We start from the raw sequence: 15,100 nt of genomic DNA on the forward strand, positions 1-15,100 counted from the left end.
GCTTGTGCCCTGCTTGGGCGACTGTCTACGCGCTGTGGCCGGTCTGGACAAGAGGCCAGCGGAGGGCAGCCAGCCGGTCAAAGAGCGTGTCGATCCCGGCACGGTCAAGATTGGCGAAGGCTACGCGCAACTCACGCGCGCCCTGCGGGTCATCAGACGGGCGGAACATGGTGCCGGGCAGCAAGAGAACGCCCGCCTCGGGCACAAGCGCCTGCGCCAAGTGATGCGAGCCCATCGCGAAAGGATGCGCCATGTAGGCGAAATACGCACCGCATCCCAAAAGCCGCCAGCCTTGGCCTGTGAGTTTCGGCATGTTGTCATGGATCGCTGCACGCCGGTCGAGGATTTCGGCGCGCTCGCCTGCCAGCCATTGCCCCAAATTGCGCATGCCCCAAAGCGCCGCGATCTGACCCAGTTGGTTGGGGCAGATCGTGACGGTGTCGAGGAATTTCTCGACTTCGGCCAGACGGGTCGGAGAGGCGACCATTGCGCCCACGCGGTGGCCGGTCAGGCGGTACGCCTTGGAAAAGGAATAGAGTTGGATGAGCGTATCGGCCCAGTCGGTATCGTGAAAGAGGTCGTGCCCCGCGCCGGGGCGGGCATCGAAATCGCGGTAGGTTTCATCGACGATAAGGGCAAGACCGCGCTCTTTGGCCAAGGTGTAGAACGCATGTGTGAGGTCGGCGGGATATTCCACGCCGCCCGGATTGTTGGGGGTAACGAGCACGATGGCGCGGGTGCGGGGCGTGATGAGCGCCGCCGCGTGATCCGGATCGGGCAAAAGTTCCGCGCCCGCAGGCAGCGGGACAGCGCGCACGCCCGCCATATCGAGCCACATTTTATGATTGAAATACCATGGGGTTGGAAGGATAACCTCATCCCCTTCGGCGCAGAGGGTCGTGATCGCCGCGCAAAAGGCCTGATTGCAGCCAGAGGTGATGGCGACCTCTGCGGGTGCGATGCTGCCGCCATAGGTGGCGGACCACTGCGCCGCCACTTCGGCACGCAGGTCGGGCAGGCCCAGCACGGGGCCATAAAGATGCGCCTGCGGCTCATTCAGTGCCGCTTCGGCCACCGCGCGGCGCAGTGCCTCGGGGGGCGGGGCCACGGGGGCGGCTTGGCTTACATTGATGAGCGGGCGATGGGGCGGGAATGTCACCCCGTCCAGCCAGCGCCGCGCCTCCATGACAGGGGGCGAAAAGGTGCAGGCGGTGCGGGGCGGATTGATCATGTCAGGCGCCCCGGTAGGGTTCGACATATTGCAGGGCCATATCCCACGGAAAGAAAATCCACGTATCCTGGCTGACCTCGGTCACGAAGGTGTTGACCTGCGCGCGGCCCATCGGCTTGGCGTAGACGGTGGCAACATGGGCGCGCGGCATATGCTGGCGCACCACCTCAAGCGTGCGGCCGGTATCCACAAGGTCATCGACGATGAGCACGCCCGCGCCGTCGCCGATGATCGACATGTCGGGCGATTTGATCACGACAGGGGCGGTCTGGGCCTGATGGTTGTAGGATTTGACGCTGATCGTATCGACGGTGCGAATGTCCAATTCGCGTGCGACGATCATCGCGGGGGCCATGCCGCCCCGCGTGATGGCCACCACTGCGCGCCACCCACCTTCGGGGGCCTCGCTCTGGAGCCGCCATGCAAGCGCGCGGGCATCGCGGTGCAACTGGTCCCAGCTTACGTGAAAGCCTTTTTCATGGGGGAGGCGGTCCATCATGGTGTTACCTGCTCAAGAGAAGTTTCAGCCCGAGCGCGCCCAGCAATAGGGCCGCCGTGCGGTCGATGATCGGTTTCGCTCCCAGATAGGCGCGACGCGCCGCAGCGCCGCTGAGAAGCGTGGCAAAGCCTGCGTAAAATAGCCATTCGACCAGCATATGATTAACAGTGATGAGGGCGATTTCCGAGGCTGTAAGGCCCTTGGGAAAGATCACCACAAGCACAGAGGCCGCGAACAGCACCGATTTGGGATTGCCGAGGTTGATCAGCACCCCGTCAAGAAAGGCCCGCCCGCGCGGTTTGCGTGGGCCTTCATTCACGGGCTGGCGCGCGGCACGCCACGTGGTCCACGCGATACAGAGCAGATAGGCCGCGCCCGCGATTTTGAGGGTGATATAGGCCCAAGGGAAGAGGGTAAAAAGCGCCTCTAGCCCCAAGAGCGCCGCCAGTGTCCAGAGTGCTGCGACAAGGCCAAGGCCCAGGCCCGCCGCAATACCCGCCGCGCGCCCATCGGCAAGGGCGGTGCGCAGGGCAAAGAGCAGGGCGGGACCGGGGCTGAGAATGGCGGCGGCCAGAACCGCGTTGAAAGCCAAAAGATCGAGCGCGGTCATGTACGAACCTCTCAGGTGGCGTCGATGTCGGGGGCGTCTACGGCCTTCATGCCAACAATGTGATAGCCCGCATCGACATGCAGCGTCTCGCCGGTCACGCCAGAGCCCAGATCGCTGAGCAGGTAAAGCGCGGAGCGGCCGACGTCGTCGATGGTCACGTTGCGGCGCAGCGGTGAATTCAATTCGTTCCATTTCAGGATATAGCGGAAATCGCCGATGCCCGAGGCGGCCAGCGTCTTGATCGGCCCCGCGCTGATGGCGTTGACGCGAATGCCGTCTTTGCCCAGATCCTCGGCCATATATTTGACAGAGGCCTCAAGCGCCGCTTTGGCGACACCCATCACGTTGTAATGCGGCATGACCTGTTCGGCGCCATAATAGGTGAGGGTAAGGGCCGATCCGCCCTCACCCATCATCTTTTCGGCGCGTTGCATCACGGCGGTGAAGGAATAGACCGAGATATCCATCGTCATCAGGAAATTGTCGCGGCTGGTATCAACATAGCGCCCGCGCAATTCGTTCTTGTCGGAAAAGCCGATGGCGTGAACAACAAAGTCGAGGCTGTCCCAATGGGTGCCCAGATCGACAAAGAGCTGATCGACAGAGGCCATATTGCCGACATCGCAGGGCAATACGATGGTCGAACCCAGCTCAGCCGCCAGCGGATCAACCCGCTTTTTCAGAGCATCGCCCTGATAGCTGAACGCCAGTTCCGCCCCCGCATTGGCGCAGGCGCGGGCAATGCCCCAGGCGATTGATTTGTCATTGGCGAGCCCCATGATGAGCCCGCGTTTTCCCGCCATCAGATTGTTCGACATTCCCAGCCCCCGACCATCAGATTTTTCTGACCTTTAGGCGATTGGGGGGATTGCATCAAGGGCTGGTCATTTTTGCTGGCGCGGTGTCAAATGCCGTTGGGAACACTAGTTTGACACATATGGAAACATATGCGCGAGAATTCGCAGACAGGAATAAGAGATCTCATGGAACGCGACGGACACTTTGCAGGCGACGACCCCTTTGAGATTGCCAGAGGCTGGTTGGCCGAGGCAGAGAAATCAGAACCGAACGACCCCAATGCTGTGGCGCTGTCCACGGTGGATGCCGACGGGTTGCCGAATGTGCGGATGGTGTTGCTCAAGGAAATCTCCGACGACGGATTTGTGTTTTACACCAATTACAACAGCGCCAAGGGGCGGGAGCTCGCGGCCAACCCCAAGGCGGCGATGGTGCTGCATTGGAAATCCTTGCGCCGTCAGGTCCGCATTCGTGGTATGGTGGGTCGCGAGGAGGGTGAGGGTGCGGATGCGTATTATGCGTCGCGCTCGCTCAAGAGCCGGCTTGGTGCTTGGGCGTCGGAACAATCGCAGCCGCTCGACAGCCGGACGACCTTGATGGCGAAAGTCGCGAAGATCACCGCGCAGAAAGGACCGAATCCGCCGCGACCGCCGTTTTGGGGCGGTTTCAAGATCACGCCGGTCGAAATCGAATTCTGGGCGGATGGGGCGTTTCGCCTGCATGATCGGTTTGTCTGGCGGCGCTCGGACATAGGGGAAAGCTGGAAAATTCAACGACTGAACCCATGAATTTCACGTTGCGTGAAATGCAATGCATTGAAGTTATTGATTATTAACCACTTGCAAGCGGGGGTGAATATAACGCAAGTGTAATGCAGTCTTGGGGATGAAGGCTGTTAGGTAGGAAAAAGTGACGACACAGGATGATGATATTCGCAGAATAAAGGGGCGTGTTAAGTGGTTTGACCCTGTTAAAGGGTTTGGGTTTGTAATTGCCGATGAAGGCGGCCCGGATATTTTGCTTCATGCCAATGTTCTTAGGAACTTTGGGCAAAGTTCGGTTGCGGATCGCGCCGGGGTGGAATTGGATGTTCAGCAGACCGAGCGCGGTCGGCAAGCAGTGGCGGTGCATACGATTTCACCGCCCGATGATCTTGAACACACAGGGCTTGCTGATCTCGATGAGATTGATCCCGAGATCATTCGCAATGCTCCGTTGCAACCCGCGCGCGTGAAATGGTTCGACAAAGGCAAAGGATTTGGCTTTGCCAATACCTTTGGTCGCGACGAAGATGTTTTCGTGCATATCGAGGTTTTGCGCCGCTCTGGTCTTGCGGATGTTCAGCCCGGTGAGGCGCTGGCAATCCGCGTGATTGATGGTAAAAGGGGGCGGATGGCAACCGAGGTATGTGGATGGGAAACGGCGGTAAAATTGTCCGAATGATAGCGGCGGTTGTGCTTGCCGGTTTGGCGAGCACAGCAGCGGCTGAAACCTGCCGTGAGGATGTGGTGATGTTGCGCAGTGATGCCGGCAGCGCCCGCTTCAGTGTGGAGGTTGCCGATGACAAGGCGGAGCGTGCCCAAGGCCTGATGAATCGCGAGAGTATGGCGATGAGCGCGGGCATGCTCTTTGTCTATCCCGAACCGCAAGCGGTCGGATTTTGGATGAAGAACACCTTGATTCCGCTCGACATGATTTTCATGGACGAGACTGGCACCGTGAAAAAAGTGCATCACGAAGCACAGCCCTTGGACGAGTCGCCGATTTTTGGGGGCCAGGACATTCTGGCAGTGTTGGAAATCAATGGTGGTCTGGCGCGAAAAATCGGTATTTCCGAGGGCTGGACCATGCGGCACGCCGCGATTGATCAGAGCAAGGCCGCTTGGCCCTGCTCTGAAAGCCAATAAAGCAGCGCGAGGCCTGTTTTTGGCTTTTCAAGCCCAGTAATCCTCAGTATGCAGGCGCACGGTCCGGGGCGTAGCGCAGTTTGGTAGCGCACCTGTTTTGGGAACAGGGGGTCGTAGGTTCGAATCCTATCGCCCCGACCATTTTACCCACAAGTGCATAACAAAGACCCTCTGGGGTCTGCGCCTTTGGGTGCGCGCGCCGCAATTTTCGACAAACGCCTGGCGCGCCAAACTTCAACCTCTTTTGCAGCTATGCCCGGCAAATGTGCCGGAAATAACGGCTTCTTTGCGGGGCCGCCTGTGGATGAATCATGTCCGCGTCCGGGGGGGCGTGACCTGAGACATAGTCAAACGATTTTTCTGCCAAAATCCGAAAAGTTTTCGTTGACCGCCTATGGCAATATACGTCAGTTTGTGTGGACGGGCAGCAAGGCCACAACATATAGTGGCTCGCCCCGGCAGGGACATGACACCAACACTCAGGACGACGAGATAGCGACCACTCCGCACGGCATGGCCAGAGGGCGTTTCAGGGCGCCAAACCGCCACCGTTCAAGGTTGAAACGACCGACTCACATCAGGCGAGACGCCTGAAAATCACACGGGGCCAAAGGCCTGAAAAACGATTGCGATGGGGCAGAAGACATGAAGATCGAAAGAAAATTCACCACCGCCGGACAAGACGCCTATGCAGCGCTTGAGTTCGTGACCACGAGTTCCGAAATCCGCAATCCGGATGGCACAACGGTGTTCCGGCTGGATGACATCGAGGTGCCCCGCGGCTGGAGCCAAGTTGCAAGCGACGTGATCGCGCAAAAATATTTCCGCAAGGCGGGCATTCCGAACCGCATCGAAAAGGTCAAGGAAGAGGGGGTGCCCGAGTTCCTGTGGCGGTCCGTTCCGGCAGCGGACAATGACGGTTTTGGCGGCGAAACCAGCGCCAAGCAGGTATTTGACCGGCTGGCGGGTGCCTGGTGCTATTGGGGCTGGAAGGGTGGTTATTTCACCAAAGAGGCCGATGCCCGCGCCTATTTCGACGAGATGCGCTATATGCTGGCGCGCCAGATGGCTGCGCCCAACAGCCCGCAGTGGTTCAACACCGGCCTGCATTGGGCCTATGGTATCGACGGTCCGAGCCAAGGGCATTACTACGTTGATTTCCAAACCGGCGAGCTGACCAAATCCACCTCGGCCTATGAGCATCCGCAGCCGCATGCCTGCTTTATCCAGTCGGTCAAAGACGATCTGGTGGGCGATGGCGGCATCATGGACCTTTGGGTGCGTGAAGCGCGGCTGTTCAAATACGGCTCTGGCACTGGCACCAATTTCAGCAGCCTGCGCGCCGAGGGCGAAAAGCTGTCGGGTGGTGGCAAGTCGTCTGGCCTTATGGGGTTCTTGAAAATCGGTGACCGCGCGGCGGGGGCGATCAAATCGGGCGGCACCACGCGGCGCGCGGCCAAGATGGTGATCTGTGACGCCGACCATCCCGATATTCAGGAATTCATCAACTGGAAGGTCAAGGAAGAGCAGAAGGTTGCCAGCATCGTGGCCGGGTCCAAGATGCACGAGCAGAAGCTCAACCAGATTTTCGCTGCGATCCGCGCTTGGGATGGCAGCTCTGAGGATGCGGTTGATCCCAAGAAGAACGAGCAGCTGAAAGCGGCCATTCGTGGTGCCAAGCAGGTGCAAATCCCCGAGACCTATGTCAAGCGGGTGCTGGATTACGCACGGCAAGGCTATGAGAGCATCGAATTCCCGACCTATGACACAGACTGGGATTCAGAGGCCTATGCCAGCGTGTCGGGTCAGAATTCCAACAATTCGATCCGCGTCACCGATGCGTTTCTGAAGGCGGTCAAGGATGATGCCGATTGGGCGCTGATCAACCGCACCGATGGGTCCGTTGCCAAGACGATCAAGGCGCGCGATCTATGGGAAGATGTGGGCCACGCGGCCTGGGCCTGTGCCGATCCGGGTATTCAGTATCACGACACCGTCAACGCCTGGCACACCTGCCCGGAGGATGGCGAAATCCGGGGCTCCAACCCCTGTTCGGAATACATGTTCCTCGACGATACCGCCTGTAACCTGGCGTCGATGAACCTGTTGAAATTCTTTGGGGACGGCAAGTTTGATGCCGATGCCTATATGCACGCCACGCGGCTCTGGACCGTGACGCTGGAAATCTCGGTGACGATGGCGCAGTTCCCGTCCAAGGAAATCGCGCAACTCAGCTATGAGTTCCGCACGCTGGGTCTGGGCTATGCCAATATCGGCGGTTTGCTCATGAACATGGGCTTTGGCTATGACAGCGACGAGGGCCGCGCGTTGTGTGGGGCGCTGACCGCGATCATGACCGGCGTGGCCTATGCCACAAGTGCCGAGATGGCCGGAGAGTTGGGGGCCTTTGCGGGCTACAAGCGCAACAGCAAGCATATGCTGCGCGTGATCCGCAACCACCGCAACGCCGCCTATGGCGCGACCGAAGGGTATGAAGGGCTTGCGGTGAAACCTGTGCCGCTCGACCACAAGAATTGCCCGGATGCGCGGCTCGTTGATCTGGCGATGGCATCTTGGGACGAGGCGCTGAAGCTGGGCGAAAAGCACGGCTACCGCAATGCCCAGACTTCGGTCATCGCGCCCACGGGCACCATCGGTCTTGTGATGGATTGCGATACCACCGGTATCGAGCCTGATTTCGCGCTGGTCAAGTTCAAGAAACTGGCGGGCGGTGGCTATTTCAAGATCATCAACCAGTCGGTGCCTGCCGCCTTGGAAAAGCTGGGCTATGGTCCGGCGCAGATCGAGGAAATCGTAAGCTATGCGGTGGGCCATGGCACTATCGGCAATGCGCCGGGGATCAACCACACGTCGTTGATTGGCCACGGCTTTGGTCCCAATGAATTGGCCAAGGTGGATGCCGCGCTCGGCTCTGCCTTTGACATCCGGTTCGTGTTCAACCAGTGGACGCTGGGCGCGGAGTTCTGCACCAATGTTCTGGGCATCCCGACGGAAAAGCTGAACGATCCGACGTTCGATATTCTGGCGCATCTGGGCTATTCCAAGCGCGATGTCGAATTGGCCAACGACCATGTGTGCGGCACGATGACATTGGAAGGCGCGCCCTATCTCAAGGCGGATCATTACCACGTCTTTGACTGCGCCAACCCCTGCGGCAAGAAGGGCAAGCGCTATCTTGGCGTCGAGAGCCATATCACCATGATGGCGGCGGCGCAGTCGTTTATCTCGGGGGCGATTTCCAAGACCATCAACATGGCCAATGACGCCACGATCGAGGATTGTCAGAAAGCCTATGAATTGTCGTGGTCGCTGGGCGTCAAGGCGAATGCGCTCTATCGCGATGGATCGAAGCTGAGCCAGCCGCTTGCGGCAAGTTTGGTTGAGGATGATGACGAGGCCGCCGAAATCCTCGAATCCGGCACGCCGCAGCAAAAGGCGCAGGTGCTGGCCGAGAAGATCGTCGAAAAGGTGATCATCAAGGAAATCCAGAAATCGCACCGCGAGAAGCTGCCGGAGCGCCGGAAGGGCTATACGCAAAAGGCCATTGTCGGCGGTCACAAGGTTTACTTGCGCACCGGCGAATATGAAGATGGCAAGCTGGGTGAAATCTTTATCGACATGCACAAGGAAGGTGCAGGGTTCCGGGCGATGATGAACAATTTCGCCATCGCCGTGTCGGTTGGCCTGCAATACGGTGTGCCGCTGGAGGAATTCGTCGATGCCTTCACCTTCACCAAGTTCGAGCCGGCAGGCATGGTGCAGGGCAATGACAGCATCAAGAACGCCACCTCGATCCTTGACTATATCTTCCGCGAATTGGCGGTAAGCTATCTGGATCGCACCGATCTGGCGCATGTCAAACCCTCGGGCGCGTCGTTTGACGATCTGGGGCGCGGCGAGGAAGAAGGCGTGCGCAATGTCTCGGAGATGAGCGAGGCCGCGGCCAGCCGTTCGCTGGAAGTGCTCAAGCAGATCAGTTCAACGGGCTATCTGCGCAAGCGTCTTCCGCAAGAGTTGGTGGTGTTTCAGGGCGGTCAGACCCTCGCCCGCGCCGCAGGCGATGGCATGGACCCAATGACCATGCTGGCCACGCTGGTGCCCGAGACGGCAACAGCCACCGTGTCGGCGGCGATGACCACGACAACGGCGGTCGCCTCTGGCTCGGTCAGCATGGATGCCCGCACCAAGGCGCGGCTTCAGGGCTACGAAGGCGAGGCCTGCGGCGATTGCGGCAACTACACGCTGGTGCGCAACGGGACCTGCATGAAGTGCAACACCTGTGGTGCGACAAGCGGGTGTAGCTGAGGAGATTGGGACATGGGAACGGTAACAAAAATTGTGGATGGAGAATCTACTGGATTTGATGGGAGCACGGTCTTGGTAATGACTGACGGGTCAATTTATCGGCAGACACATTACTATTACGAGTACCACTATCAGTATCGCCCTCAAGCCACGATCATTGATGATCGAGAAGTTATTCTGCCGGGAATACGATGTCCCGTAAGAGTCGAAAGGTTGCGCTAACTACACGCTGGTGCGCAACAGGACCTGCATGAGGTGCAACAACTGTGGTGCGACAAGCGGGTGTAGCTAACATTCAGTGCTGACCGCGAGGGGACAAGTTATGGCGACAACGACATACTTTGACGAAACGATCAAGGATCAGGATGAACGATGCAGCATGAACGTCGAGTTTGGTCGGTGCTCGTTTTATTCGGGATGTGACGTGAAGTCAGGTCAAGGAACCGATAGCATAATCCTTAAAGTCAATGACGAGTGCGTCATCATGGATATTCAGATGGCAAAAAAATTCGTCAACGCGGCTGCCGATGTAGGCCGTTATTTCGGTATTCTCGACGAGTGATACGCTAGAAAACATATCCATGAATCAGAGACACGGGGCGGGTGCGCTCGCCCCGGACGCGGATCGGAAGCAGGCAACAACCATAGTCGGGCAGTGAATGACACCCGGTTCGCGAGACTCGAGGGGGCCTAGTGCCCCCTCTTTTTCTGTCTAACGTGTGTCGCGCCCGATCAAAAACCGTCCCGGGCTTGACTTAGGACCTCTTCGACGCAGAGCAGAGGCCCCGGCTTGGGGCCGGGGCGATGTGAATTTGATCGGATGCAACATGCAGGCGCCCGTGTGGGGGTCAGTGACCCATCTTGGAATGATCCACGCCATCGGTCGGATCGACCATGAATTCGACCTCAACCGGACCCATCTGCTCGAAAAGGAAGGTCGCGGGCACCATATCGCCTTCTTTGAGTGGGGCGGTCAGGCCCATGAGCATCACATGCATGCCACCCGGCTCCAGCACCACGGTTTCGCCTGCGGGGATGTCGATCCCGGCAATCGGCTGCATCCGCGCCACCCCGTCGCTGCCATGTTCGGTGGTGTGCAGGGAGGTTACTTTGGCGGCGGCGGTGTCGATGCCAATCAGGCGAATCGCGATCTCGCCCTCATTGCTGATGGCCATATAGGCCGCCGCTGATCTGGCCCCGGCGAAGGGTTCGTTGATATGGGGATGGATGATTTCGATTGCGTCTTTCTTGACGCTATGGGCTTGGGCCGCGCCGCAAAGCGACAATGTCGCCAAAATGGCCAAGGCAAGCTGTTTCATGACTGTCCTCATGTGTCTTTCGGGTGGCGGGGGCGTGCCCTAGTGGGCCACGATGCCCGATGTATAGAAGGGGCGGCGAGAGGCGTCTATGCGGCTGATCCCCGCAAGAAAAAGGGGCGCTCGAGAGCCCCCCTTGATCCGTCTGTCCTTTGTCCACGAAAGCGAGATCAGAGGATTTTCTGACCGGTCTTTTCCCAATCGGCCATAAAGGTCTTGAGCCCCTGATCGGTCAGCGGATGCTCTGCCATTTTCTTGATCACGGACGGGGGCGCTGTCATCACATCTGCGCCGATATGAGCGGCCTGAAAGGCGTGATTGACGGTGCGGATCGAGGCCGCGAGGATCTGGGTCTCGAACCCGTAGTTGTCATAGATCGTGCGGATATCGGCGATCAATTCCATCCCGTCGAGGTTGATGTCATCCAGCCGCCCGATGAAGGGGGAAATGAACGTGGCCCCCGCCTTGGCCGCCAAGAGCGCCTGATTGGCGGAAAAGCACAGCGTCACATTGACCATATGCCCCTCGCCCGAGAGCACCTTGCACGCCTTGAGGCCATCCCATGTGAGCGGCACCTTGACGGCGATATTGCCTGCGATGGCCGCAAGTTTGCGCCCCTCGGCAATCATCTCGTCGGCGGTAAGCGCCACAACCTCGGCGCTGACTGGGCCATCGACCATTTCGGCAATCTCTTTGGTGACTTCGAGAATGTCGCGCCCGGATTTCAGGATGAGCGACGGGTTGGTGGTGACGCCGTCCACCATGCCAAGGTCATTGAGTTCGGCGATTTGATCGGTTTCGGCGGTATCGACAAAGAATTTCATGGGAGGGCCCTCTGTGGCGGGTTGGGTTTGCTTGGCGAAGCGTTTACCTCATGGGGGCGCAAGCCGAAACCCCTCATGCGACAGGAGCCGCCCGTTGACCCAAGCTTCGCCCGACTTTTACGACGAGGGCACATTGGTGGCCGTGCTGACCGCGCAGCCCTTGGAGGGGCCGCTAGACTATCTGGCCCCTGAGGGGGGCGTGATGGCCGGGGCCTTTGTCGAGGTGCCGCTGGGCCCGCGCCGGGTATTGGGCGTGGTCTGGGGGCCGGGGCGTGGCGGCTTTGACCTCAAGAAGGCGCGCGGCATTGGCCGTGTGCTCGATGTGGCCCCGATGCGCGTCGAGATGCAGGAGTTTCTGCGCCGGGCGGGCGAGTATACGCTGACGCCGCTGCCTGCGATGCTGCGGCTGGCCACACGCGCACCGGGGCTGAGCGATCCGCCCTCGATGCAAAAGATTTACCGTCTGGGCGACACAGAGCCTGCGCGCCTGACCGATGCCCGCGCGCGGGTGCTGGAGGTGCTGCGCGATCATGGCGGGCTTGGGTTCACGCTAAAAGAGGTGAGTGATCTGGCGGGGGTGACATCCTCGGTCGTCAAGGGGTTGGTGGCGCAAGGGGCTGTGCTCGAAGAAGACACGCCGCGCGATACGCCCTTTGTCCCGCTTGATCCTGACCTGCCCGCCAAGGCGCTGACCGAGGATCAGGCGGCGGCGGCGGCGCGGTTGCGCATGGGGTTGCAGGCAGGCAGCTATGGCACGACGCTTTTGCGCGGTGTGACCGGATCGGGCAAGACGGAGGTCTATCTTGAGGCGGTGGCCGAGGCGCTGCGCCAAGGGGGGCAAGCGCTGGTGCTCTTGCCCGAGATCGCGTTGACGGCAGAGTTTCTGACGCGGGTCGAGGTGCGGTTTGGCACGCGCCCGGCAGAATGGCATTCCGGCGTCACCATGACCGAGCGGCGGCGGGTGTGGAAAATGGTCGGGCAGGGGGGCGCACAGATGGTGGTGGGCGCGCGTTCGGCGCTGTTCTTGCCGTTTCAGAACCTCGCGCTGATCGTGGTCGATGAGGAACACGACACCTCCTACAAGCAAGAGGACGGCGCGCTTTATCATGCGCGCGATATGGCGGTCTTGCGGGCAAGCCTGTGTGGGGCGCGGGTGGTTCTGGCCTCGGCCACGCCAAGCCTTGAAAGCTGGGCCAATGCAGAGGCCGGAAAATATGAGCGGCTTGATCTGGATGCCCGGTTCGGCGCTGCGGTGATGCCGGAATTGGCGGCGATCGACATGCGGGCGGAAACGCTGCCGTCAAACCGCTGGATTTCGCCCACATTGCAGGCGGCGGTCAATGCGCGGGTGGCGGCAGGAGAGCAAGCGCTTTTGTTCCTCAACCGGCGCGGCTATGCGCCGACGACGATCTGCCGTGCCTGCGGGCATCAGATCGGATGCGATCACTGCGATGCGCGGATGGTCGAGCATCGGTTCCAAAAGCGGCTGATCTGCCACCAATGTGGCGAGAGTACCGCCATGCCCGAGGCCTGCCCCGCCTGTGGTGTCGCGGGCAAGCTGGCGGCGGTCGGTCCGGGGGTGGAACGGCTGGCAGAAGAGGCGGCAGCGCTATTCCCACAGGCGCGGATTGCGGTGCTGTCGTCGGATTTGTTTGGTTCTGCGCGGGCCTTGAAAGAGCAGATTGTCGAGATTGCCCAAGGGGCGGCCGACATCATCATCGGCACGCAACTGGTTGCAAAAGGGCATAATTTTCCGCTGCTGACGCTGGTGGGGGTGATTGATTCCGATTTGGGCCTGCAAGGCTCTGACCTGCGCGCCGCCGAGCGGACGTTTCAGTTGATGCGGCAGGTGGCGGGGCGTGCAGGCCGGGCAGAGCGGGCCGGGCGCGCGCTTTTGCAGACGTTTCAGCCCGAGCATCCGGTCATTCGCGCCATTCTGGCCGGCGATGAAGAGGGATTTTGGCGCGCCGAGGCCGAGGGGCGCAGGCAGGCGGGGGTGCCGCCCTACGGTCGCATGGCGGGGATTATCCTCAGTTCCCCCGATATGCAGGCGGTGTTCGATCTGGGCGAGGCGCTGGCGCGGCGTGACGGGCCCATTCGGGCGGTTGGGGCGCAGGTCTTTGGCCCGGCACCAGCACCCATTGCCCGTATCCGGGGGCGGCACAGGGTGCGTCTGTTGGTCAAGGCCCCCAAGGGGGCGGCGATACAGGCGGCGGTGTCCGAGTGGATTGCGCAGGTGCGGTTGCCTGCGCAAATGCGCCTGACGGTCGATATTGATCCGCAGAGTTTTTATTGAAGGGGACCATGGCGCAGCCTCTCGCCAAGCCAGCGTCTTGGGCGTAAAGGGAACCCATGAGACCACAGTTTCCCTTGGGCAGAGCGCAAGAGCTGCCGTTCTGGCGCAGGCCTGTCACGCTGCTCTTTCTGATGGCTGCCGCGATGCCGGTGGCCTTTGCCACGTGGTCGGCGCTGCTCAATAATTTCGTGATCGAAGTGGCCGGGTTCAACGGCTCTGATATCGGCTGGCTGCATACGGTGCGCGAAATCCCCGGATTTCTGGCAATTGGCGTGATCGCGCTGATCATGTTCATGCATGAGCAGGTGCTCGCGCTGGTGTCGTTGCTTCTTTTGGGGGTGGCGACCGCGATTACCGCCCATTTCCCAAGTCTCGGTGGAATTCTTGCGATCACCATGCTCAGCTCCATCGGGTTTCACTATTTCGAGACGGTGAACCAATCGCTGCAATTGCAATGGCTGGACAAGCTGCGTGCGCCGCAGATGCTGGGCTGGTTGATGGCGGGGGGATCGGCGGCGACGCTGGTGGCCTATGTTCTTATTGTGCTGACGTGGCAGGCCTTTGATCTGAGCTATAATTTCGTTTACATGGTCTCGGGCGGCTTTACGGCGGTGATCGCGGTGTTCTGTCTGATGGCCTATCCCCGGTTCGAGGCCCCCAATCCGCAACTCAAAAAGATGGTGCTGCGGCGGCGCTATTGGCTTTATTATGCGTTGCAATTCATGGCGGGCGCGCGGCGGCAGATTTTCATCGTCTTTGCGGGCTTCATGATGGTCGAGAAATTCGGCTTTGAGGTGCATGAGGTGACAGCGCTCTTTCTCATCAATCTTGTGGTCAACATGATTTTCGCACCGCTGATGGGCAAGGCCGTGTTCCACTTTGGCGAGCGGCGCACGCTGATGTTTGAATATGCCGGGCTGGCGATTGTGTTTCTGGCCTATGGTGGCATCTATTTCTTTGGTTGGGGCGTGGTGCTGGCGGCGACGCTCTATGTGATCGACCATATCCTGTTTTCGCTGGCTCTGGCGCTCAAGACCTATTTTCAGAAGATTGCCGATCCCGGTGATATTGCGCCCACCGCGGCCGTGGCTTTTACCATCAACCATATTGCGGCGGTTTTTCTGCCTGCGGCACTGGGCTATCTGTGGCTGGTGTCGCCTGCGGCGGTGTTTTTTGGGGCGGCGGGCATGGCGGGAATTTCCTTTGGCCTTGCGCTGTTGATCCCGCGCCATCCGGAGCCAGGCAATGAGACGATCTTTGCCCGGTTTCTGCCTGCCCCCGCCGAATGATCCC

General features: G+C 59.9%; 13 protein-coding genes and 1 tRNA gene. 8 read left to right on the plus strand and 6 right to left on the minus strand.

Annotation, left to right across the window (positions count from 1 at the left end; all coding sequences use genetic code 11):
- Window positions 1–25 precede the first annotated feature (25 nt).
- From ROSMUCSMR3_RS18930 to fabI, 4 genes are read right to left on the minus strand one after another with little or no spacing between them, the layout of a single operon-like run.
- Window positions 26–1,231: an aminotransferase gene (locus tag ROSMUCSMR3_RS18930; RefSeq protein WP_081508371.1), complete on the minus strand. Its 1,206-nt coding sequence runs from the start codon at window positions 1,229–1,231 to the stop codon at window positions 26–28.
- A gap of 1 nt (window position 1,232) precedes the next feature.
- Window positions 1,233–1,730, minus strand: a complete 498-nt coding sequence (gpt, locus tag ROSMUCSMR3_RS18935) for a xanthine phosphoribosyltransferase (RefSeq protein WP_081508372.1) — start codon at window positions 1,728–1,730, stop codon at window positions 1,233–1,235.
- A 4-nt stretch (window positions 1,731–1,734) separates the two neighbouring features.
- Window positions 1,735–2,340: a LysE family translocator gene (locus ROSMUCSMR3_RS18940; RefSeq protein ID WP_081508373.1), complete on the minus strand. Its 606-nt coding sequence runs from the start codon at window positions 2,338–2,340 to the stop codon at window positions 1,735–1,737.
- An 11-nt stretch (window positions 2,341–2,351) separates the two neighbouring features.
- On the minus strand, window positions 2,352–3,158 hold the full coding sequence (gene fabI, locus ROSMUCSMR3_RS18945) for an enoyl-ACP reductase FabI (protein ID WP_081508374.1): 807 nt from the start codon (window positions 3,156–3,158) through the stop codon (window positions 2,352–2,354).
- Between the two features lie 165 nt (window positions 3,159–3,323).
- Between fabI and pdxH the strand changes: the two genes are divergently transcribed.
- From pdxH to ROSMUCSMR3_RS18975, 6 genes are all read left to right on the plus strand, one after another.
- The gene (pdxH, locus tag ROSMUCSMR3_RS18950) at window positions 3,324–3,926 is read left to right on the plus strand and encodes a pyridoxamine 5'-phosphate oxidase (protein WP_081508375.1); all 603 of its coding nucleotides are present in this window, start codon (window positions 3,324–3,326) and stop codon (window positions 3,924–3,926) included.
- Between the two features lie 121 nt (window positions 3,927–4,047).
- Window positions 4,048–4,581 carry a cold-shock protein gene (locus ROSMUCSMR3_RS18955; RefSeq protein WP_081508376.1) on the plus strand — a complete coding sequence of 178 codons (534 nt, stop codon included), beginning with the start codon at window positions 4,048–4,050 and terminating at the stop codon, window positions 4,579–4,581.
- On the plus strand, window positions 4,578–5,045 hold the full coding sequence (locus ROSMUCSMR3_RS18960) for a DUF192 domain-containing protein (protein WP_081508377.1): 468 nt from the start codon (window positions 4,578–4,580) through the stop codon (window positions 5,043–5,045). Before ROSMUCSMR3_RS18955 ends, ROSMUCSMR3_RS18960 begins: the two co-directional genes overlap by 4 nt.
- Window positions 5,046–5,109: 64 nt before the next feature.
- Window positions 5,110–5,186 (plus strand) — tRNA-Pro (locus tag ROSMUCSMR3_RS18965).
- A 504-nt stretch (window positions 5,187–5,690) separates the two neighbouring features.
- The gene (locus ROSMUCSMR3_RS18970; protein ID WP_081508378.1) at window positions 5,691–9,371 is read left to right on the plus strand and encodes a vitamin B12-dependent ribonucleotide reductase; all 3,681 of its coding nucleotides are present in this window, start codon (window positions 5,691–5,693) and stop codon (window positions 9,369–9,371) included.
- 322 nt (window positions 9,372–9,693) lie between these two features.
- Window positions 9,694–9,933: a hypothetical protein gene (locus ROSMUCSMR3_RS18975; protein WP_081508379.1), complete on the plus strand. Its 240-nt coding sequence runs from the start codon at window positions 9,694–9,696 to the stop codon at window positions 9,931–9,933.
- A 286-nt stretch (window positions 9,934–10,219) separates the two neighbouring features.
- Here ROSMUCSMR3_RS18975 and ROSMUCSMR3_RS18980 read toward each other — a convergent pair whose 3' ends face one another.
- Window positions 10,220–10,690: a copper chaperone PCu(A)C gene (locus ROSMUCSMR3_RS18980; RefSeq protein WP_081508380.1), complete on the minus strand. Its 471-nt coding sequence runs from the start codon at window positions 10,688–10,690 to the stop codon at window positions 10,220–10,222.
- A 167-nt stretch (window positions 10,691–10,857) separates the two neighbouring features.
- A complete protein-coding gene (gene fsa / locus ROSMUCSMR3_RS18985) occupies window positions 10,858–11,511 on the minus strand; it encodes a fructose-6-phosphate aldolase (protein WP_081508381.1) in 654 nt (217 codons plus the stop codon).
- Window positions 11,512–11,605: 94 nt separating this feature from the next.
- Here fsa and ROSMUCSMR3_RS18990 point away from each other — a divergent pair, with 94 nt between their 5' ends.
- Both ROSMUCSMR3_RS18990 and ROSMUCSMR3_RS18995 read left to right on the plus strand, forming a co-directional pair.
- A complete protein-coding gene (locus ROSMUCSMR3_RS18990) occupies window positions 11,606–13,807 on the plus strand; it encodes a primosomal protein N' (protein WP_081508382.1) in 2,202 nt (733 codons plus the stop codon).
- A gap of 56 nt (window positions 13,808–13,863) precedes the next feature.
- Window positions 13,864–15,096, plus strand: a complete 1,233-nt coding sequence (locus ROSMUCSMR3_RS18995; protein ID WP_037298287.1) for an MFS transporter — start codon at window positions 13,864–13,866, stop codon at window positions 15,094–15,096.
- Window positions 15,097–15,100: the final 4 nt, after the last annotated feature.

Source organism: Roseovarius mucosus, assembly GCF_002080415.1.
Classification (GTDB): domain Bacteria; phylum Pseudomonadota; class Alphaproteobacteria; order Rhodobacterales; family Rhodobacteraceae; genus Roseovarius; species Roseovarius mucosus_A.

Bases quoted from the DNA above. Each gene is read 5' to 3' on its own strand.
- ROSMUCSMR3_RS18930 (WP_081508371.1), bottom strand. From the start codon at position 1,231: ATGATCAATCCGCCCCGCACCGCCTGCACCTTTTCGCCCCCTGTCATG.
- gpt (WP_081508372.1), bottom strand. From the start codon at position 1,730: ATGATGGACCGCCTCCCCCATGAAAAAGGCTTTCACGTAAGCTGGGAC.
- ROSMUCSMR3_RS18940 (WP_081508373.1), bottom strand. From the start codon at position 2,340: ATGACCGCGCTCGATCTTTTGGCTTTCAACGCGGTTCTGGCCGCCGCC.
- fabI (WP_081508374.1), bottom strand. From the start codon at position 3,158: ATGTCGAACAATCTGATGGCGGGAAAACGCGGGCTCATCATGGGGCTC.
- pdxH (WP_081508375.1), top strand. From the start codon at position 3,324: ATGGAACGCGACGGACACTTTGCAGGCGACGACCCCTTTGAGATTGCC.
- ROSMUCSMR3_RS18960 (WP_081508377.1), top strand. From the start codon at position 4,578: ATGATAGCGGCGGTTGTGCTTGCCGGTTTGGCGAGCACAGCAGCGGCT.
- ROSMUCSMR3_RS18970 (WP_081508378.1), top strand. From the start codon at position 5,691: ATGAAGATCGAAAGAAAATTCACCACCGCCGGACAAGACGCCTATGCA.
- ROSMUCSMR3_RS18975 (WP_081508379.1), top strand. From the start codon at position 9,694: ATGGCGACAACGACATACTTTGACGAAACGATCAAGGATCAGGATGAA.
- ROSMUCSMR3_RS18980 (WP_081508380.1), bottom strand. From the start codon at position 10,690: ATGAAACAGCTTGCCTTGGCCATTTTGGCGACATTGTCGCTTTGCGGC.
- fsa (WP_081508381.1), bottom strand. From the start codon at position 11,511: ATGAAATTCTTTGTCGATACCGCCGAAACCGATCAAATCGCCGAACTC.
- ROSMUCSMR3_RS18995 (WP_037298287.1), top strand. From the start codon at position 13,864: ATGAGACCACAGTTTCCCTTGGGCAGAGCGCAAGAGCTGCCGTTCTGG.